Raw genomic sequence first — 20,307 nt, 5'->3', positions numbered from 1 at the left:
ACCCACGGCACGAATAGTTAACTGAGGGTTGTGATTGTTTATCTTTTTTCAATTAAAGGAATGTTATTTTCCTTAAATAGCTTAGCAACAACGCCTTGCGTTAAAGGTTTAATGAGATAACCTTTTGCGCCTAGTTCAATAGCTTTTTTTACTATTTGTTTATTTTTATTACCGGTTAACATAATAAGTGGCGTATCAAAATTTTTGCCGTTGCCCTGTTTCATTTGTCCTAAAATATATAAACCATTGGTATCGGGTAGACTTACGTCGAGTAAAACGATATCAAAACGTATATTATTAAGACAAATTAAGGCCGTTCTACCGGTACTAGCGGTTTGAACGTTGAGTTTATACTTGTGCAACAGTGTATTGGTTAAATGTATGCTAATGGGATCATCTTCAACCAATAGAATATTAATAGCGGCTGATTTATTATCCCCTTGTATCTTATCTAATTCTTTTACCGCATCGGCGTTACTTGCATTATAAAGCTTATTAAAAGAAGTTGGTGGATGTACTTGCTCGCTTTTATCAGATTGAGCCGCTTCATTACTTTCTTGTGCTATATTTTCCACGTCACTGATTAATCCACTGAGCAAGTCTAATGCTTTACTTTGCAGTTCCACCAGCCTAGGTCGAATTTCGTTTGAACGTATCGACGCTAAAATATTCTTGACTACATCAAGATTAATATTAACATTGTGTTTGAGTTTAATTTGCTCTGTTGCTTTACTGATAGAGTGTTCAACGTCGGTAATACTCTCTTCAAAAGACAACCTAAGTCTTTCTTTCAGCTCTAAGCCGTGCAGTACCGTTTCTCTAATTTCTTTTGCATATGACTCTTTGTTATAAATATAATCTAAGGCAGCATTTTTTTTGAGACCAATGCCCAGCTTAGTCAGTAAATTAGAACAAACAACAACTGCACGTTTTTTCTCATAAAGCGGATTGGTAATTATATAGTCATCAATAATATCGTTATCATAAGCTTCATAAGCTTCGTTTTCTTCCCTTGCAGAAACAACAGAAACAATAAAATGTTCGCACGTTTGTCCTACTAAAACTGATTTAAGCGAGCTGTAATAGATCATTAAAGATCGTTGAAAAGAGGTTGCGTCGATTAAAATTATTTTAGGCGTTTCATCTTTAAGCTGTTTCTCAAGCTCCGGCAAAGCAGTAACAACAAGTACTTTATCAAAATGTTCAATCAACACCTTAATTAACAGCTCGCTATCTTCACGTTCGGTCGTGTATAAAATAATATTATGATGCTGCACTATAACTCCTTGACTCAACTATCTAATGCTAACCTTGTAAGAGTGTAAAACTTGCTTAGCAATATTGGCCACTCGACTTTATCAAAGTATAAGTGAGTATGTAAATTTCCCTGCTCAGGTCAATACAATCTAACACTGTTGAGCATGCTTTGGATACATTTCATCTTATCAATTAGATTAATATATAAATAAGCTAAATCAAGGATATAAAAGAAGCAAAAGTGTGATTAACAGCTAAGGTGTACGGGTTAATTTGAAAACATCACTTTCATCAGCAAATTTTTAATAACATCATAAGATTCATCTTCAAATTTAACGCCAAAATAATCAATCGTCGGCGATGACTTAATATTGCAAACAATACCTTTTATTGATGTGATGTCACTTAAGGCCTTGTCAGTAATAGCGAAGGTAATGGTATCTTCTTTGGTGATAACAACATTTTCTTCCTTCTTGGCACTTAATAAACAGCCTTCTAATGAAAGATTAACCATAATACCTTTTAATAACGAATTATTGACCGAAGCTTCAATATTTAATTGTGTATCAATTCGCGTTTCTTTTCGTAGCGGTCGTACGGCCACCTGTTGCGGAATGTTCAAGACAATCATTTTTGCTGGAACAGTTATCGTGCGCTCTATACTGGTAACAAAAGCAACAACCGCGCCTTCATGCTTTTCTACGATACTTCTAACGGTGCAGGCTACCCCTTGATTAATATTGCCAGTAAGCTCAACATGACGATTTAAATCGGGTAATTGGATCAACATAAATTGCTTGGGTAAAAAACCAACAAAAACACTTTTAAATTTTATTTTTTTACTGGGGGGAATTGAGACTTCGACAATAATGGCAGAGCCAGGGGTTAGCATTGATAATGACTTTGTTACATCTTCTCGAATCATTGATAGTTCTCCTAGTAAGCCATGCCCTGTAGAGGTTTAAATTGATAAGTTAACTTATCAACTCATTCATTGCAGGTTATTAATTGTGTTAAAATTAAATATATCATCGATTTTCATACTATCAATATTTATTAGCCACAAAGCGATAAAGTTTTAATAATAATATAATTGACTGCAAGTTTTTAACGCTATTAAGCGCAGCAACACTTTATAAATAGGCTTTATAGCCTATTGTAACCGCTGGTAGCTTTTAAACTATCGGCAAAAGGTTATTTACTGATGTTTTTAACCTTCATATTAAGCTATTGTTAAAAGGTAATGAGCACGCCACTATCGGCTTTTAATAAGCTAATTAGTTAATATTTATTAGTATTTTTATTAGCTAAACCGTGAAACATGTAAATTTTATAAAGAGTCTTATTGATGATTGAACTTTTTCGCAACATGAAAATTTCACAAAAAATCCCATTATCTATTAGTGTTTTTATTATATTACCTTTAATCATCTCCCTTATTGCAATAAATTCAACGAACACCATTAACAAAAACGGTCAAGATATTTATGATAATTATTTTGTCAGTTTTGTTAATCTTACCGACGCTCGAAAATATTTATATGAAGAGTTTGTACTAATAAAAAGTCATATTCTTTCTCCTGACGATAAGTCTATGAGAGACACTGAGCAAAAAATCAGTAATGCATCAGTCAACTTCCGTGCTTCACTGACTAAATTTGAACAAACATTAGACAGTGGCGAAGAAACCAAACTACTCTATAAATTCAAAACTCAATTAACAACGTTTGAGTTGTTAACCGAGCGAATTATCACTTTAAGTAAAAGCAACCAAGATATTGCTGCAGATAGACTAGCTAATGAAGAATATGGCGTGCTTTTTAATGACATGCAACTCAATATGGCAGGTATGCTAGAAACTAATATTGATGGAGCTCAAGCCCTATACAACAGTAATCATCAACATCATCAAACTACGCGTTCTCTTATTATTTTGGTTACCGCTATTATTATTGCCATTGGCTTATTTATTGGTTGGCTATTGATCAGCACAATATTAGAGCCACTGCTTAAAATACAGTGCCATATAGCAAGTCTTACTCATTCAGGTGATCTTCTCCTTCAACTCGACATTGAAGGTAAAGATGAAATTAGCGAATTAGCTGAGTCATTTAATACTATGCTTGAGTCATTATTTCATGCACACAACAAGCTCATCCAAACAGAGAAACTAACCTCTTTAGGTTCACTAGTTGCAGGAGTTTCTCATGAGATTAATACGCCATTAGGCATAGCTGTCACGATAGGCAGTACAATCAAAGATAACTTTCAAAAGTTTTCAATTCGTTTTAAAGAAAAAAAAGTAAAACGTTCTGACTTGGAAAGTTTCGAAATAGAAGTCAATGAATGCTTAGATATTTTACTGAATTCTTTAGACCGAGCTGTTGTTCTCATTCAGAGTTTTAAGCAAGTGGCTGTTGACCAAACGAGTGAGGCAAGACGTATATTTTTCTTATCTGATGTCGTGGACGAAGTGATCCGTATACATCACCATAAAATAAAACGCCTAGGGATAACCTTCGACTGCGTAATTGATAAAAATATAGAGATGGACAGTTTTCCAGGTCCTTTGGGGCAAGTGATGACTAATTTATTTAATAACGCCATTATTCATGGTTTTGAAAGTACAGACTCTGGCATTATCGCTATATCAGCTTATCTGAATAATTCAGTTGTCATTATCAAAGTAGAAGATAATGGTAAGGGCATCCCAAAAGCGTTTATTGACAAAGTTTTTGAACCTTTTTTTACCACTAGGCTTGGTGAAGGAGGTTCAGGTTTAGGCCTGAGCATCATCTTTAATATTGTCGTCAATTTACTCGGTGGTAAAATTAGAGTAGCCAGTACATTAGGAAAAAACACCTGCTTTACCTTAGAATTACCTTTGGTTTCGCCCCAAAAGATAACAAAAATTAATGATAAAGATTAACTGTACTCGCTATTATCTTAAACACGTTTAAAATAATCAGCTAATTTTTTCTCTATCTAAAACAAGTTAACCGCACAAGATTATCAATGGCACGCTTATTATGGTTTTTGATAAAATGCTACTTGGCCTCGTCCTGAAGCTTTAACTTGGTACATCATGTCGTCTGCCTTAACCATCAATTCGTGGAGTACCTTAGCGTCTTTAGGGGCAACAACAATACCAATACTTGCGCCTACCTGGCATTGCATATTATTTGAAATATGAATGGGCTGCTCTATCTCAACAAGAATATTATTGGCTTGTTCAAGCATTAACTCTTGGTCAAAGTTCGTCAACTGACGGGCAACAATAAATTCATCCCCTCCCCATCGAATACAGAGGTCTGTTGCCAAGTTAAAATGCGCTTTAAGACGTTTTGCTATTGCTATTAATACCTTATCCCCCGCTTCATGGCCATAAGTGTCGTTAACAGGTTTAAATTTGTCTAAATCAATCATCATCAACACTAAACTTTGTTGATTTTCTAAACAATAAAGTAAGGCATTATCTAATTTTTTGTCGCCGGAGCGTCGATTAAGTAGATGGGTTAAAGGGTCATGATCCGCTTCAAAACGTGTTTGAAATTCTCGTTCTGCTCGTTCAGTAACGTCATGTATTATCACTTCAACTAAATTACCTTGTTCACTTCTGCGCTCATTGCTGCGCTGTTCGGTTAATTTTGCGAATAAACAGTGCAGCCATAGCGTTTTATTGCCGATGCGGCATTCTATGTCTAGAGTGACTTGTGGACGATTCTTGTCGGCGCGAATACTCAATAACAACTCTTCGAGTTTGTCGACATTATTTAATAAAGTTGGAAAGTGTAAAGAGGCCAAGTCTGTCTGTCCTGCAACACTGAAGTATTGTAAAAATGCTGGGTTGAAAGTGGTAATGGTGTTTTTTTCATCGAGCAAACAAATTCCAGCACTCGCTTGTTCAAAAATAAGCCTGAATTTACGCTCTAACTCTTGAGTTTTTTCGCGCAATGCTCGCTCATTACTAATAGTAAGATGTAACTCATGCATTAAAGAGTTTATACCTTTTGTTAATTTACCAATTTCATTTTTGGCACCTTGCTTCACCAACAACATCCGCATTGTTTTAGGTATACTAGGGTTGATGGTAGTAAAGCTATCGGTTAACTTTTGAATAGGCTTAGTTAGCCATCTGTGCACGATCAGAGAGACAAAAAAAGCAATAATGATGGATTGTATTAGTATCAATGCCACTTCTTTTTTAAGTGAATTTTCTACCTGTTGTTGAATATAATTATTGTCTGGATAAACAGTAAGTGTGCCAACAAGGGTATCATCAATAAAAGGATGGATTAATTGGATAACTATGCCATCTTGTGGTTTGTTAAGAGCACCACTGGAAATGCTCATTTCGCCCTCGCCGGAGAGTCTAGCCCCTTGAACTAAATCATTACTCAACAAACCACTAATAATTTCCTGTCCGAGCTCGCGATCATTTAAATAGGCAGATATCGTCGCAGTTTTTGCCATCGTTTGGGCTAATTGTTTAACAAGCAAATAGTTAGTATCTTTCTTTTCTTGAAGGCCAGCATAATAGGACAACGTTGAAGAAACCAACGCAACTAGCACGGCAACAATAGCGATCGCCAATGGAACTCTGACATAAAGATTTTGACTAATTTTCATTAAATCGATAAACCACTTTTACAGCATCAGTGAGCTGGTCTTTAGGTATATAACCAATTGAATATGGTGAACTGTATAACTTGTTCAAAGCGTCTTCAATTGAAATAGCCGCGATCGGCGGTTTAGCTCGCCCAGAGAACAGTAACCTTGCCCAGTAAGCGTTTATTTTTTGCTCGTTTTTATTAACTAATTGCAGATAAAAGTCATTCTTCAATAGTGATTCAGAGGGCAAATCTAGTGGCTGTGCCATTTCACCGTCAGGAAAAGTTAAATAACGCCCCATATAAATGTCAATCACTTCGCGCTTAGATAATGAGTTAATCGCATTGTCTTTATTGACCACAACAACAAACTCGGTACTCACAGCATCAAAGTTGAAAATAGCCAATCCAATCATTAATAACAGGGGGTTTTTCATCATTAAAACACCATGTTCGCACTAACAGTAAACACATTAATTCTATGCTCTTTTTCAACATTTTCCGGATCACTTATCCCCCATAACCCACCACCAAAAGGTTGAATATCAAAGTGATCAATTTGCGCTTTAACGATCAAATTTTCTGACGCCTGCCATTTTACGCCAACATTAATTGAATGTTGGTGCACCACTAATCGGTCAACAGCCTCTTTTGAAGCAAGTGCTAACTGTTGTAATGGAAAGGTTACTTGTATTGGCGTACCAGGAAGAAATTGGGGCGCAGTAACTGTGGTTATCTTATGGCGGTTCTCTGAAATAGAAACACTGGAAAAAAGCGTCACTTTATCTAAACGATAACCAACACTCACATAGCCATTAATATTTGATGAAGCAACCAACCAAGGAGACTCTGAAATACCTATTTCAGATTGAATTAACCAATTATCACTATCGTAGGTTAATCCTAAAGCAGCATATTCAATACTATGGTTTTTTGTGTCAAAACTTGCTGATAGCGACGCTGCTTGCGGCCACACAGGAGCTGGCACAGAGTTTAATAAATCAATAAACTCATTTAATGCCTCGAACTTATAGTCCCCGGCATCGGCTTGTGATACAGAAAATCGCATGGTCCAAGCATCAAGTACGTAGGTTGCGCTAAAAGTCATTAAATGGTCAAAATCAATAAAAAAGTCTTGGCCATTCGCTTTTAATTTTGCAGTCGTGTTACCCGCAGCCAATTTTAACCGTAAAAAACCATCATTAATTGATTGGCTGTATTCAATATCTACACCATCAAATTTTCCCGCTGTACTTGCAAAAGAGTAATACTCATGTGGCGGACGTACCCACAAATAAGCGTATCCCACGTGCGGGTACTCTGAAAGTAAATAAAGGTCACTGTTTAATCTGCCCGCACGAATAGCCCAATTACGAGAAGGACGGTAGCGCAGAAAAGCTAATTCGAGGTAATTTTCAAAGTCTGTATTCCCGTGATCTTCTAGGACAAATTGCACAACAGAATCCCAGTTTTTATCTAAGGTTATATTAGCTTGCCCACCTAAAATTGAGTCACGGGTAGCTGACCAGCCTGTATCGTCAATATTCAAATAATTGGGACTAAAAGCAATATCAGGATCGTCACTATAACTAAGGGCTAAAGAGGCAAAACCACTAAATTCAACTTTTATGTCATCGGCACAGGCATTATAAGTAATGCCTGTGAAAACTAAAGCTGTGGCGATAATAAATCGATACAAGGTAGCAGCCTTTTTTCGTTTGATAATATTGAAGATATTAATGATAACAGATAGCTCATTTATTTGCCTATTGTTCGACCATAAAATACCACGACTTCTTTAACGAGTGCTAGGTTAACGTCTGTGTTTTGAATTAATAGACTTTTGAGGTTCGTCTCAGGAGGATAACGCATAAACCTATGCTTAATCAGCAAAATAAATGGCGAATCTTGGACTGCGAAATAATGGCTTGGATATCGGCTTGGCTAATGTTGGATAATATATTTAACAAACACTTGTCCTAGCAAGAACAACATTATTTTGGTCTGGTTAAGTGTAATCAACCGATTGCCCCTTAGGGCATTTTCCCTTAATACTTATCTTTCTAAGTGCTCGGCATGAAAACGCAAATGCGCTTCAATAAATGAAGAGATGAAATAGTAACTGTGATCATAGCCTTCATGAATAGTTAACTCTAATGGGTAACCACTCATTTTTGCTGCAGCCTCTAGCGTTTCTGGTTTTAATTGCTCTTTCAAAAAGTCATCTGCACCACCTTGATCAACTTTGGCAGGAATAAACTGTTTTGCTATACGCATTAATTCACTGGCATCATGCTGGTACCAACTTGCTTGGTCTTTCCCCAAGTAAGCGCTGAAAGCTTTTTTGCCCCAAGGCACCTTAATCGGATTACAGATAGGACTAAAGGCTGACATTGAACGATAACGTTCAGCGTTTAACAAACCAATAGTTAGTGCCCCGTGTCCGCCCATGGAATGTCCACTAATAGCGCGCTTATCTGACACTGGAAATGTGGCTTCAATAATTGCTGGCAGTTCTTTAACCACATAATCATAAATCTGATAGTGACGGCTCCAAGGTGCTTGGCTAGCATTAAGATAAAATCCTGCGCCCTGACCCAAATCATAACTATCGTCATCAGCTACCTCTTCACCTCTTGGACTAGTATCAGGAGAAACAATAGCAATGCCTAACTCAGCAGCTACTCGCAGTGCGCCGGCTTTTTGCATAAAGTTTTCATCGGTACAGGTTAGACCTGAAAGCCAGTAAAGCACAGGCACTTTTTTGCCATTATTAGCCTGTGGAGGCAAAAAAATGGCAAAGCGCATGTTAGCGTTTACGGCTTTAGAATGGTGGCTATATTGCTTGTGCCAGCCACCAAAAATTTTATTTACACTGATACTTTCAATTAAAGGATCAATTGTCATAGGGTAACCTCAAGACGCTCCCCTGCTAATTACTGCAATAAAAGGGCAACGCCATACTATTAATGTGAGTGACTATCTTTCTAAAGACAAATGCTGGTTATTTATATCGCCTATTTATCAAAATGAATAACACTGCGAATACTTTTTCCTTTGTGCATTAACTCAAACGCTTCATTAATGTCTTCAAGACTCATGGTATGAGTAATAAAATCGCTCAAGTTGAATTCTCCGGCTAAATAACGTTCAACATAATCTGGCAACTCAGTACGACCTTTAACACCGCCAAATGCAGAACCACGCCATACTCGACCCGTTACCAGTTGAAATGGACGGGTTGATATTTCTTGTCCGGCACCTGCAACACCAATGATCACTGATTCTCCCCATCCTTTATGACAACATTCTAAGGCAGAGCGCATTAGGTTAACGTTACCAATACATTCAAAAGAGTAGTCAACACCGCCATCGGTCATTTCGACAATCACATCTTGAATAGGCTTGTCGTAGTCTTTGGGGTTAATAAAATCGGTAGCACCCAATTTTTTCGCAAGTTCGAATTTACTTTCGTTAATATCGATAGCAATAATTCGACTAGCTTTCGCCATGGTCGCGCCAATCACTGCAGACAATCCAATACCGCCAAGGCCAAAGATAGCAACAGTTGCGCCCTCTTCAACTTTTGCTGTATTCATGACTGCGCCCATGCCGGTGGTAACACCACACCCTAGTAGACAAACCTCTTCTAATGGTGCTTCTTTATTAACTTTCGCTAATGAAATTTCTGGCAAGACTGTGTATTCAGAAAAAGTTGAACAGCCCATATAGTGAAAAATAGGCTGACCATCTTTGTAAAAGCGGGTCGTGCCATCTGGCATCAAACCTTTGCCTTGTGTCTCTCGAATTTTTTGGCAAAGGTTGGTTTTACCCGATAAACAGAATTTACATTCACCACACTCTGGTGTGTATAGTGGAATAACATGATCGCCTACCTTAACACTGGTTACACCTTCACCTATTTGTTCAACAATACCACCGCCTTCGTGACCTAAAATAACGGGGAAAATTCCTTCTGGATCCTCTCCAGATAAGGTAAAGGCATCGGTATGACAAACACCAGAGGCAATAACCTTAACTAACACCTCTCCTTTGCGAGGTAGCATGACATCGACTTCTTCGATAGATAGTGGCTGATTAGGGCCCCAAGCAATAGCCGCTTTCGATTTTATAAATTTATCTGACATCGTTATTCTCACTTTTCAATTAATAGGTATTTTGATGGGATTAGCATCTAGTCGAATTTGTTACAGTAACATTAGTTTACTCAACTTATTTAAAGATGATAATACGCCTAATGCGTAATTAACTTTTACCCCTTGGTAACAATCTAAAGGACATAGCTACCAAGGGGTAAAAGCATTTTGGTTAAAAATTTTGATCTACATTATTCATCTTAATGACTGTGTCCTTGGGCAATATTTATCATAGCAATACCAACAGCAACTAACCCCATGCCTAGCCATGTTGTTAAATCAAGATGCTGACGGTAAATCAAAGCAGACAATAAAGTCACGGTTATAATGGCAAGCCCGGCCCATAGCGCATGGACGATACCAACTGGCATGCCTTTCATTGCTTGACCTAAAAAAATGAATGCGGCTAAATGTCCAAGTAAAACTAAAGCACTTGGCAGTGGTTTACTAAAACCATCAGTCTCTTTTAATGCTACATGAGACATCGCCTCAGCAGCGACACCTAAAAAAAGGAATAACCAACTCATCTTTATTTCCTATAATGTTATACGAACGGTCACTGTCAAAGGTCTAAAGTAATTTTAAATAAGCTACTTTTGTGGCCACTAACAATGTCTTGTTGGTGGCTAGTATAGTTATTTCTATATAAATGATAATATGCTAATTTGTAAATTCACTTGTACATATAGGTAATAATCATGCAGTGGGATGGCATCAGCGAATTTGTTTACGTTGCGGAAAATGAAAGTTTTACCCTCGCCTCAAAGAAAATGGCGATATCTACCGCACAGGTGAGTCGACAGATAAGTGCATTAGAAAAACGCCTTAATATTAAGTTATTTTATCGAACAACTCGCAAAGTATCATTAACAGAAGAAGGCCGTGTTTTTTATCAGCATTGTCGCAGTGTTCTCGATGGTCTCGATGCTGCTGAGCGGGCCATCACAAATTTGCAGTCAAAACCCCAAGGCAAAATTAAATTAACAGCGCCTGTTGCCTATGGTGAAAAACAAATATTACCGCTAGTGAATAATTTCATAAAACAATATAGCGATGTTGAAGTGTCGGCTTATTTAAGCAACCGCCAAATAGACATTGTTGAAGAAGGCTATGACCTAGCAATTCGCCTTGGTAAGTTAAGTGACTCGACCATGATGGCAAAAAAACTTGGCAAAAGAACAAACTACCTTTGTGCATCACCGCAATACTTAGAAAAACAGGGAGTACCCCATTCTATATCAGAGCTTAATAAACATAGTTGTTTGTTGGGTACATTAGACTACTGGCATTTTAGAGAGTCTGACCGAGAAAAAAGTATCCGCGTAACCGGTAGATTAAGATACAACAATGGCTACAGTCTGATGGACGCCGCATTAAAGGGCTTAGGGATAGTTCAGTTACCCGATTATTATGTTCAACAACGCATAGAAAGTGGTGAACTGGTGACCCTATTAGATAATTACCGTGCGCCTGATGAAGGAATATGGGCAATTTACCCTCAGAATCGCCATTTATCGCCTAAAATAAGACTGCTGGTTGATTACTTAGCTGAACAGTTACTTTAATCTTCAGCTTTATTAAATTACCGAACAAGGCTGTAAAGCTTAAGTCATAACATAAAATAGTAGCGGTTAGGTTTGCCGCTATTATCTTACATACACTCCACCTAAGCCTCCAAAGTCATGCCGCGCAGATAAAGAGACAGCAATAAAAGTAAAGTAGTAATGATCAATTGCCTGTTTTTCCGTTAATCATCCAACAGGCTTTCGAGTGAATGTGTAACGCCCATTCGTTGATGTACTACTGGACTTGTTGTGGTGTATAACGTTGGAATACGGTCTTTTTCTAAAACAGTTTCCGCAATCGAAAAGGCCGCTAAGGCCGTTTCGTGGAAGCCACTTAAAATCAACTTTCGTTTACCCGGGTAATAATTAATATCACCAACGGCATAGATACCCGGCACTGAGGTTTGAAAAGATTGTGTATCTACTTTTATCTGGTGTTGGTGCATGGCAAGTTGCCAATTTGCTATTGGGCCAATCTTGGGTGACATACCAAAGAATATAACAAGTTCATCAAGTTCCACTCTACGTTTAATGCCATCTTTTGAATTTACTGTTAGGCCAGTTAGTTTATTATCTTTATGCTGAAAGTCGCTCACTTGACCACATAAAAATTGCATTTTTAGTTCTTCACACAAGGCGAACATTTCATTCACGCTACTTGTAGCGGCTTTAAATTTTGTACTACGATGAATAAGCAAGACACTATTAGCCGTTTTTTGTAGGCTCAAACTCCAATCAAGTGCGGCGTCTCCGCCACCTAGCACAACGACGTTTTTATCTTTAAAGTGTTCTATATTATTGATTCGGTAGAACAGTTGTTTATCTTCAAATTTATCAATTAAGGGTATTTTTAATTTAACGGGTGAGAAGGCACCATTACCAGCAGCAATAATCACCGCGCGACAGTGAATAAGCGTATTCTTGTGCGTGGTAACTGAAAAAGAAACATCCGACAATTTATTAATGTCTTCGACCCGCTCGCCCAATAAAAAAGTTGGCTTAAAGGGAGCCGCTTGCTCATAGAGATTTTCTATAACTTGGCTTGCCTTAGCATTAGGCAAAGCAGGAATATCATAGATAGGCTTATCTGGATAGAGTTCAGTGCATTGGCCACCAACTTCTGGCAAGCTGTCAATAACAACCGATTTTAATCCTTGTAAACCAAGCTCAAATACTTGAAACAAACCAGCAGGGCCTGCACCAATAATTACAACGTCTGTCGTTAAGGTTTTCATAAGTACCTCCTCAGTACCATTAGCTTATATTTATGGCGGATCTAGCGCCTTGAAATATCAGTCTATTGTCATTTTTATAATCAATATAAATCACTACGGGCTTTATTGATTTACCCTTAGCAGGGTTAGCATTTAACGAGTTAAAATCACCTATCATCCATACTCAAAATGGTTCGCTACTGCTATTCTATAAATTTTTTTTCAAGTCGATGCTCAATTTATTCATCTACCCTGCTCGTCTTTTTTAACCAAGGCTTAAAGAATAACGCACTGGAAAAAAACAAGATAAAAGCTTGCGTCGTGATGCCTTGCCACGTTGAATTAATACCTAGCCACGCGAAATGAAAGTCAATAGGAAAGCGCGTAATACTAATAATAGCGGCTTCTTGCAGCGCTGTTATCGCTTTACCCGCGAGAATAAATGACAAGGCTAATAGTAAATACGTTGTTATTGAAAAGAATCGCGCTATTGGTAATTTAATAGAATATTTAATCATTAACCAGGCCACGACAACTAGCATAGCCGCTGCTGCCCCAAAGCCACTAAAAAGAACAAATTGCTGTGAGGGGTTTGTCTGGGTTAACAATGATTGATAAAACAGTACTGTCTCAAAAACCTCACGATAAACCGCAATAAACGCTAAGCCAGATATTCCCCATAAAGCACCTGATTTTAAACTTTTATTAATATTTTGTTGAACATAACGTTGCCATTGATCGGCTTGCGTTTTGCTGTGCATCCAAAAACCAACATAAAAGAGCACAATTGCAGCTAACAGCGCGGCAACACCCTCCATGGTTTCACGGCTAGCACCGCTAATCGTCACTAATTTTTGTGCCACTAACCAAGTTAACCCACCCGCAATTAAGGCTGCTATCCAGCCAAAATGAAGATATTTAATGGCTTCTTTTTTATTGGACCGTACCAGTATGGTAAAAAGTACCAGCACAACCAATAGCGCCTCTAAGCCCTCTCGTAACAAAATAATAAAACTGGCGCTAAATAAAGCTGTGTCTGATATAGCTGAGTCATTGAGTAAAAATTCAGCTTGTTCTATTTGCAGCAAAATTGCAGAAACAGATACAGCAACGTCACCCGAGCCTTCCTCGTTGTTAATTTCATTGCGCAAGCCTAACAAGTTAAATTCAATCATTTTACGTAACGAACTATCATAAGCGTCGAGGTTATTTTCAACAAGCTCGAACCCATCTAAGTAGGCACTCACCGCAAATTGTTGGGCAAGTATAACGTCATTATTTTTGTAAGCGGCAAGTGCTTTTTTAAGTTGATCACGCGCGATTGTTAATGGCGCCTTAGTTGTAGAAAACAGTTCCTCAGGGTTAGATCTAAGCTGCTCAACAAAACCTTTTTCCAAGTCAGTTTTCGCCCTATACAATTCGTTAGGGCTATACTGAACAAGTTCGGCGAGTGAGAGTTCAAGTGTATTATTTTCTTGTCGTTTTTCATCAAAAACAAAAGCTAAACTACCCGTATAAAATGCTAACGACCAACGTTGTTTTGCCGTTAAGTTATTAAATGAAGGCATTGCAGTGCCGTCAAGACCGCCGGTTACCACATCATATAATCCTAGAATAGAACGGTCTAAAGCACGTGTTCTTTCGTTAAAATTAGTAGGCTGTGGACTTAGTTGCCTTGCAAGCTTCCCGTCTCCTTTACCCGTTACACCATGACAACTGGCACAATTATTTTGAAATAATTGCTTTACCCTAGATGCTGAAAGTAAAGATGTTGGTAACGATAACTGCGGAGAGTTATTTATCAACAGGTTTTTTAATTCACTGGTCAGCATTTGTATTTCGACAAGTGTTTTTTTCGCTTGTACCGCAGAGAGAAGTGATTTCGATAACGTAATCATGGCTTGTTCACCCGGCTCTCTCACCGATCTTTCAGCAATAATGTTAGAAAAATCAAGCATTTCTTGATACTCACCTTGATCAATAACTTTGCCATTACTGATGGCAGAAGCATAATCAACACTAATATATTCAGTGAGTTGTAAAAGTTGACGTAATCCTTCTGTATCGCTGCTCGCCGATGTTTGCGTTGAGATAAGATAACCAATAACAAAAAAAACATGAATAAATTTGCGCTTTAATGAGCGCATTGAAAAAGTCATTAATTTTTGAAAATAGCGAGAAAAATAATAAGTCATAAATAACTCTGTAACGCAATTGAGAATGATTCTCATTATACTACATAGGATAAGGATAATGTTAAATATTTATAAAAATAAAGTACTATAGTATCGGTTTAAGTTCTAACGGTTAACGTATGTCCCCTTAAATTAAATGTTCGCTTTTAATAAAGCACAATAATAGTTTATCGACTAATGAACCTCCCCCTTTATAGCCAATAATCTCCTCAAAGAGATAACAGTAAAGTTTGACCCTAAAGCAGGTCAGGCGTTACTATGATGAAGTTCTAGTAGGCTTTAGCTAAAATAGCTTGGCCAATTTACTCACCTAGTCGTAACATAAACATCCATATTTGAAATATTTACACCAACGCTGAACGGTTATACGTTCCTTAACAAAAGTGGCCGTATGTACAAAACTAAAAAAAGCACCAAACCCCAAGAAATCTCTTACAAACGTGTTCAATCATACATGATGTGGATGATCGAGAGATACGGTGATTACTCAGCAAAATCTTTATTGCAAAAAGCCAATTTATTATTCAAAGATGATACTCAATATAATCAAACTGCCTTAGATTATTTAATTGAACACGAAATTATAGATGATGCTCGTTATGCTAAAAGACTAACGCTTAGTCTGGCCGAAAGTAAAATAGGCCCAAATAAAATAAAAGAGAAACTTTATGCTAAGGGTTTTCAATCAACAACCATTAATGAGTGTGTCAATGAACTTGAAACGTCAGAAGATGACTATTTTGATAAAGCGTTGGCGTTAAAAATAAGAAAATTTGGTGAAGAGCCTATTACCGATATAAAGTTGAAGCAAAAAGCTTTACGCCATTTAACGGCAACCAAAGGATTTTCATATGCCATTGCCAATAAAGCGATTACTTATAACCCTGAACAAGAAGAATAGGTAGTCTGTCATTAAGGCTTTATTTTATAACAAACAATAAAATAAACTTAAGACCCTGTGCTTTATATACAGCTTACACCACAAGAATAGTGCGTTAATATAAGATCAATATCTTCGCCAGCTTTATTGTTAGTAATCATCAAATACTTTTTTAAATTGACCATTATTTTTCAATACAGAGATGGCTTGGTTGATTCGAGGAAGTAAATTTTCGTGTTCTTTTCTTAATCTAATAACGATATCACCTTTAGTATGTAAAGAAGCGAGTGCTATAGACGTTTGATGTTTTTCAGCCCAATATTGAGCCGCTCTTTCTTCTATAATGGCAACCTTAAAGCGCCCTTTTACCAACCCTTTGACTAATTCACTTTCTGATAAAAAATCAGCGCGAATAAACTTGTCATCATCAAAATAAGCATAGCCTGCTACTGTGCCGACTAACTGCCCATAAGCCATTTCTGGTTGATTGAACTCTATTGCAACATTAGGCAATGTAACAAAGTATTCTGTTACTTCAAATAAAGGAACACTGCTAACATAATCAACACCAATAATTTTATCTTTAAACCAATTGGGGCTAACAACATCGAAGTCAATTTGTCCTAATTCCAATGCGGTAACCGCTCTTTTTACTGGGAGATAACTGGTATCAGTAGGAATGGCTGCTTGCATCATAATAAGCTCAATTAACGCGATAATAATACCGGGTTTTTGTTGATTACCACTATAACCAAACGGCACCCAAGCCTTGGTGCTGCCTAGATCATATTTTAAAGGACTAGCAACAGTTTCTGTCGCACTAGAGACAAAAGATCCAAGCGTCATTGAAGCAGAGATTAAAAATATCGCCACATTAACCGTACGTTTCATCTTTGGTATTATCAATTGAAAATTCACTAAGTAGCCCCCCAAGAAGAGTTGTTTTAACTAAATAGAGTGTAAAAAACAAATCAGATACATTTTTAAAATTAACAGATAAAAAATCCAGTAGGCTAGTCGCGTAACCTTCATCGTTTTCGCAGCGCTAATAGCGTTAGCTATAACATAGCGCGATTTACGGTCTATTTCGACTGTCTATTTACATAGTCAAACTATAACGATTATTCACAGAAACGCTTATCCAAGAGGCGTAATTAAATGTTAATAAAAATCTGAAATACGGTTAATAAGATGAGCTTATTAACATTAGTTTTAATGATTTTATCTCTTTATTAAATATTGTTAATTATCCAAATAAGTTAATAATATTTCAGACCATAACTTTAATTATTTTTAAATCTTAACGTAATGTTAGGCACATAAAAATATGCCGTAAAGGTAAAGACTTCTTGTAGAATTTAGATTATTACTCATATAAATCAAGGTCCATAAAGAGAATAATTTAGTTTATTAAAGATATTTTATTAAAATACTCTTTAGTAAATTCAATAAAAGCGTTCAATTTATTCGACTGGTGAATTAATTGAGGATAAATCATAAAAATGGTCTTCCCTGCTGGCATTTCACTTTCAAGTATAGCGACTAACGTTCCCTCCTTAATCTCTTGGTCGACTAAATAGTCAGGTACCCTAATAATACCTTCGCCCTTTAATGCTAATGTTTTCAGCATATGGTTATCGTTTATTTTTAACCAACCATCTACGGGCACCTCAGCGTTTAAGAATGACCAGGTTAATTGCTCTTGTCCCCTTAAACATTGGTGCGTTTTTAAATCGCTAGGCTCCTTTGGTTTACTGTATTTATCTAAATATTCAGCAGAAGCACAACAGCAATGTTTATAGGGCAAAATAGCTTTTGCAACCATATTTAAAGGCGGGGAGTTAGTGGCACGAAAAGCCAAGTCAAAATCACTGCGATTTAGATCAAAACGGGTGTAACTGGTATCGATAGAAAACTCAATAGCAGGATGTAAGGCGCTAAACTTAGAAAAAATGTCGAGTAAAAACCTTTTGGTAAAGAGGCTTGGTGCTGTAATTTTTATAACACCTTCAATAGCATTGCCTTTATGACCAGCATTTCGTTCTAATTCTAAAACAGAATGACGAATTTTATTTACACCTGTTAAAACACTCTCACCTTCTGCGGTTAAGCGAACACTCCGTGTCGAGCGGATCAACAAAGCAAAACCCATCTCCTTTTCTAATCGACGAATTTGAGCAGATAAATGCCCTCTTGATATTTGTAAATGTTGTGCCGCGACCGTAAAGCTTAAATGGCGGGCAACTTCACTAAATAACATTAATCGCTCAAGTTTTTTATGCTCTTTATTCATCATCTTTTGCGCTTATTGTGTGTTATATAAAACAATGAATTTTATTTTGTTATATATTCATTTGCAAATTTTTAGTGAAAAATACCTAGTCTTGTTATTACCTGCTTTATGCACGGCTGTAATTAATTTCACCAGCAGACGCTAATGCAGACGCTAATGCAGTCACTAAAGTATTACGGCATAAAATAGTAAAACAAAAAACGACAAATCAATAACTTGATTAACAAATTTGAATAAAAATAGGCATAAGAATGTTAAATATAGAAAATAAATGGGCGCTAGTAACGGGAGCTAGTCGAGGGGTCGGTCTTCGTGTTGCGAAAGAGCTTGCTAAACAAGGCTGTAAACTCATCATTCATTCTCGACAATTAGCTGGTACTAGAGATTTACTTAATGAATTAACCACAGCGGGTCATGAAGTTTATGCTGTAGCGGCTGAACTTAATTCAATCTCTCAAGTAGAGCATTTAATTACCGAGGTGAAAGCCTTGAGTAATAATCACCTAGACATACTGTATAATAATGCAGCAATCATGACCAAGTATCAGCCGCTCTTTGCCCCGACGGCAGAGGAATACCTACACAGTTTTATGGTTAATAGTATTACTCCGGCTAAATTATGTGATGCTTTTCTTCCAGGCATGCTAACGCGTAATTGGGGACGTATTGTTAATGTTTCTTCAGGCATTAGTAATCAACCTGAATTGATGGCATATAGTTGTTCAAAAGCCGCTCTTGAAAGGTATGTGCGCGACATGATGCCAACGCTATTAGGCACTAACGTCTTAATGAACTTGCTCGACCCTGGTTGGTTAAAAACAGACCTTGGCGGCACATTTGCCCCTAACGATGTCGATTCAGTAATGCCCGGCGCACTTATTCCCATACTATTGGAAAAAGAGCAAGGGAGTGGTATTTTATTTTGCGCCCAAGATTATGTTGGTTAACATTATACTTAGTATCAGGCTTAAGTATCGAGCTTAAGCATCGATGGGCTAATGACGCTTTATTAAAGATAGCTAGTCTGTGGAACAAAGAGCATTAGATCGATGAAAAAATAATTTTATTTGTACTTTTATCTTGAGTAATAGTTAATGAAATCACTAAAAAATAGAAACATACGTTGGGGAATTATCGGTTTAGGTAACATAGCCAATAAATTTGCAACCGACTTATTAACGCTGAAAGATGCTGAGCTATATGCCGTTGCTTCAAGAACACAGCAAAAAGCCAATGATTTTGCCGATAAATATCACGCGACTAAAGCTTACAGCAGTTATAAGGCGCTCGTAAATGATGAAAATGTTGACGCTATTTACATAGCAACACCACATTCAATGCATAAAGAAAATGCGCTGCTGTGCTTAGAGCAGGGTATCGCGGTGCTATGTGAAAAACCTTTTGCCATGAATACAGATGAAGTGCAATGCATGATTGATGCTGCAACGGCAAATAATACTCTGCTAATGGAGGGGCTCTGGACCTATTTTCTTCCCCATTATAATTTTGTTTTAAATAAACTGACTGATAAAACTTACGGCAATCTACGTAAAGTTGAAGCAGATTTCGGTTTCGCAAGAGAATTTAACCAAGAAGCTAGGCTGTTTAATAAATCATTAGGCGGAGGCAGTCTTTTAGATATTGGCATTTATCCTATTTTTGCAGCACTAACTACCCTTGGCGTGCCCGAGACCATGACCGCTGATGCAACATTTTTTGCTAATGGCGCAGATTCTTCCTGTTCCATGGTCTTTAACTATAAAAATAACGTGGTAGCCTTGTTAAAATCGACACTCTTGGAGTCGACGCCGAGTGAAGCTGTGTTTTATTGTGAACAAGGCAATATTAAAATTAACAGTGGCTTTAACAGCCCTTCAACCGTCACTTTAATAACTGATACAAAAGAAGAAGTTATCTCTTTTAATAGCAAAACATTTGGCTATGATCATCAAATCAACCATTTCAATGAACTGTTACGTCAAGGGAGAAAGGAAAGCCATATCATGACCTTTAATTTTAGTCGCCAGCTTATCGAGACTTTAGATAGCGTTAGAAAACTTATTGATTTGAAATATTAATTGTAGATATTAATTGTAGATATTGATTGTAGATATTGATTGTAGATATTGATTTGAA

The 20,307-nt window shown here is 37.1% G+C and carries 17 protein-coding genes; 5 read left to right on the top strand and 12 right to left on the bottom strand.

The annotated features are described in order from the left end of the window. Positions 1-38: 38 nt before the first annotated feature. Together H4J76_RS07705 and H4J76_RS07700 are read right to left on the bottom strand one after the other, a co-directional pair. The gene (locus tag H4J76_RS07705) at positions 39-1,277 is read right to left on the bottom strand and encodes a response regulator (protein ID WP_182214172.1); all 1,239 of its coding nucleotides are present in this window, start codon (positions 1,275-1,277) and stop codon (positions 39-41) included. 248 nt (positions 1,278-1,525) lie between these two features. Further along, positions 1,526-2,182: a PilZ domain-containing protein gene (locus H4J76_RS07700; RefSeq protein ID WP_182214170.1), complete on the bottom strand. Its 657-nt coding sequence runs from the start codon at positions 2,180-2,182 to the stop codon at positions 1,526-1,528. Between the two features lie 423 nt (positions 2,183-2,605). Between H4J76_RS07700 and H4J76_RS07695 the strand changes: the two genes are divergently transcribed. Beyond that, the gene (locus H4J76_RS07695) at positions 2,606-4,186 is read left to right on the top strand and encodes an MCP four helix bundle domain-containing protein (RefSeq protein WP_182231314.1); all 1,581 of its coding nucleotides are present in this window, start codon (positions 2,606-2,608) and stop codon (positions 4,184-4,186) included. Between the two features lie 98 nt (positions 4,187-4,284). Here the strand turns inward: H4J76_RS07695 and H4J76_RS07690 are convergent, their stop codons facing one another. The 6 genes from H4J76_RS07690 to H4J76_RS07665 form a co-directional block, all read right to left on the bottom strand. Then, the gene (locus H4J76_RS07690) at positions 4,285-5,886 is read right to left on the bottom strand and encodes a diguanylate cyclase domain-containing protein (protein WP_182214167.1); all 1,602 of its coding nucleotides are present in this window, start codon (positions 5,884-5,886) and stop codon (positions 4,285-4,287) included. Further along, positions 5,876-6,307 (bottom strand): hypothetical protein, encoded by a 432-nt coding sequence (locus tag H4J76_RS07685; RefSeq protein ID WP_259364614.1) that lies wholly within the window; start codon positions 6,305-6,307, stop codon positions 5,876-5,878. Before H4J76_RS07685 ends, H4J76_RS07690 begins: the two co-directional genes overlap by 11 nt. After that, on the bottom strand, positions 6,307-7,566 hold the full coding sequence (locus tag H4J76_RS07680) for a hypothetical protein (RefSeq protein WP_220465929.1): 1,260 nt from the start codon (positions 7,564-7,566) through the stop codon (positions 6,307-6,309). The genes H4J76_RS07685 and H4J76_RS07680 overlap by 1 nt, the downstream gene beginning before the upstream one ends. Positions 7,567-7,922: 356 nt before the next feature. Then, entirely contained in the window at positions 7,923-8,774 is an 852-nt protein-coding gene (fghA, locus tag H4J76_RS07675) for an S-formylglutathione hydrolase (protein ID WP_220466009.1), read from the bottom strand. 110 nt (positions 8,775-8,884) lie between these two features. Further along, entirely contained in the window at positions 8,885-10,015 is a 1,131-nt protein-coding gene (locus H4J76_RS07670; protein WP_220466008.1) for an S-(hydroxymethyl)glutathione dehydrogenase/class III alcohol dehydrogenase, read from the bottom strand. A 209-nt stretch (positions 10,016-10,224) separates the two neighbouring features. Next, entirely contained in the window at positions 10,225-10,551 is a 327-nt protein-coding gene (locus H4J76_RS07665) for a multidrug efflux SMR transporter (RefSeq protein WP_182214165.1), read from the bottom strand. A 171-nt stretch (positions 10,552-10,722) separates the two neighbouring features. Between H4J76_RS07665 and H4J76_RS07660 the strand changes: the two genes are divergently transcribed. Next, entirely contained in the window at positions 10,723-11,589 is an 867-nt protein-coding gene (locus H4J76_RS07660; RefSeq protein ID WP_182214163.1) for a LysR family transcriptional regulator, read from the top strand. 182 nt (positions 11,590-11,771) lie between these two features. On the opposite strand, the gene H4J76_RS07655 is transcribed toward H4J76_RS07660, so the two are convergent. Together H4J76_RS07655 and H4J76_RS07650 are read right to left on the bottom strand one after the other, a co-directional pair. Continuing rightward, positions 11,772-12,824 (bottom strand): NAD(P)/FAD-dependent oxidoreductase, encoded by a 1,053-nt coding sequence (locus H4J76_RS07655; protein WP_182214161.1) that lies wholly within the window; start codon positions 12,822-12,824, stop codon positions 11,772-11,774. A gap of 218 nt (positions 12,825-13,042) precedes the next feature. Further along, the gene (locus H4J76_RS07650) at positions 13,043-14,998 is read right to left on the bottom strand and encodes an FTR1 family protein (RefSeq protein ID WP_182214160.1); all 1,956 of its coding nucleotides are present in this window, start codon (positions 14,996-14,998) and stop codon (positions 13,043-13,045) included. 391 nt (positions 14,999-15,389) lie between these two features. Here H4J76_RS07650 and H4J76_RS07645 point away from each other — a divergent pair, with 391 nt between their 5' ends. After that, positions 15,390-15,899, top strand: a complete 510-nt coding sequence (locus H4J76_RS07645; RefSeq protein WP_182214158.1) for a regulatory protein RecX — start codon at positions 15,390-15,392, stop codon at positions 15,897-15,899. Between the two features lie 129 nt (positions 15,900-16,028). Here H4J76_RS07645 and H4J76_RS07640 read toward each other — a convergent pair whose 3' ends face one another. Together H4J76_RS07640 and H4J76_RS07635 are read right to left on the bottom strand one after the other, a co-directional pair. Next, positions 16,029-16,796 carry an ABC transporter substrate-binding protein gene (locus H4J76_RS07640; protein ID WP_182214156.1) on the bottom strand — a complete coding sequence of 256 codons (768 nt, stop codon included), beginning with the start codon at positions 16,794-16,796 and terminating at the stop codon, positions 16,029-16,031. Positions 16,797-17,280: 484 nt separating this feature from the next. After that, on the bottom strand, positions 17,281-18,174 hold the full coding sequence (locus tag H4J76_RS07635) for a LysR substrate-binding domain-containing protein (protein WP_310733528.1): 894 nt from the start codon (positions 18,172-18,174) through the stop codon (positions 17,281-17,283). A 248-nt stretch (positions 18,175-18,422) separates the two neighbouring features. Between H4J76_RS07635 and H4J76_RS07630 the strand changes: the two genes are divergently transcribed. Both H4J76_RS07630 and H4J76_RS07625 read left to right on the top strand, forming a co-directional pair. After that, entirely contained in the window at positions 18,423-19,118 is a 696-nt protein-coding gene (locus H4J76_RS07630; RefSeq protein WP_182214154.1) for an SDR family oxidoreductase, read from the top strand. Positions 19,119-19,265: 147 nt separating this feature from the next. Next, the gene (locus H4J76_RS07625; protein WP_182230366.1) at positions 19,266-20,249 is read left to right on the top strand and encodes a Gfo/Idh/MocA family protein; all 984 of its coding nucleotides are present in this window, start codon (positions 19,266-19,268) and stop codon (positions 20,247-20,249) included. Positions 20,250-20,307 lie beyond the last annotated feature (58 nt).

It is taken from the genome of Colwellia sp. BRX9-1 (assembly GCF_014077195.1).
GTDB lineage: Bacteria > Pseudomonadota > Gammaproteobacteria > Enterobacterales > Alteromonadaceae > Colwellia_A.
Note: the sequence above shows the minus strand (reverse complement) of the source record. Positions and strands in the feature narration are given on the sequence as shown.

Coding starts and splice junctions, on each gene's coding strand:
- H4J76_RS07660 (WP_182214163.1), top strand. CDS start 10,723: ATGCAGTGGGATGGCATCAGCGAATTTGTTTACGTTGCGGAAAATGAA.
- H4J76_RS07625 (WP_182230366.1), top strand. CDS start 19,266: ATGAAATCACTAAAAAATAGAAACATACGTTGGGGAATTATCGGTTTA.
- H4J76_RS07690 (WP_182214167.1), bottom strand. CDS start 5,886: ATGAAAATTAGTCAAAATCTTTATGTCAGAGTTCCATTGGCGATCGCT.
- H4J76_RS07665 (WP_182214165.1), bottom strand. CDS start 10,551: ATGAGTTGGTTATTCCTTTTTTTAGGTGTCGCTGCTGAGGCGATGTCT.
- H4J76_RS07635 (WP_310733528.1), bottom strand. CDS start 18,174: ATGATGAATAAAGAGCATAAAAAACTTGAGCGATTAATGTTATTTAGT.
- H4J76_RS07670 (WP_220466008.1), bottom strand. CDS start 10,015: ATGTCAGATAAATTTATAAAATCGAAAGCGGCTATTGCTTGGGGCCCT.
- H4J76_RS07650 (WP_182214160.1), bottom strand. CDS start 14,998: ATGACTTATTATTTTTCTCGCTATTTTCAAAAATTAATGACTTTTTCA.
- H4J76_RS07695 (WP_182231314.1), top strand. CDS start 2,606: ATGATTGAACTTTTTCGCAACATGAAAATTTCACAAAAAATCCCATTA.
- H4J76_RS07685 (WP_259364614.1), bottom strand. CDS start 6,307: ATGATGAAAAACCCCCTGTTATTAATGATTGGATTGGCTATTTTCAAC.
- H4J76_RS07630 (WP_182214154.1), top strand. CDS start 18,423: ATGTTAAATATAGAAAATAAATGGGCGCTAGTAACGGGAGCTAGTCGA.
- fghA (WP_220466009.1), bottom strand. CDS start 8,774: ATGACAATTGATCCTTTAATTGAAAGTATCAGTGTAAATAAAATTTTT.
- H4J76_RS07655 (WP_182214161.1), bottom strand. CDS start 12,824: ATGAAAACCTTAACGACAGACGTTGTAATTATTGGTGCAGGCCCTGCT.
- H4J76_RS07645 (WP_182214158.1), top strand. CDS start 15,390: ATGTACAAAACTAAAAAAAGCACCAAACCCCAAGAAATCTCTTACAAA.
- H4J76_RS07700 (WP_182214170.1), bottom strand. CDS start 2,182: ATGATTCGAGAAGATGTAACAAAGTCATTATCAATGCTAACCCCTGGC.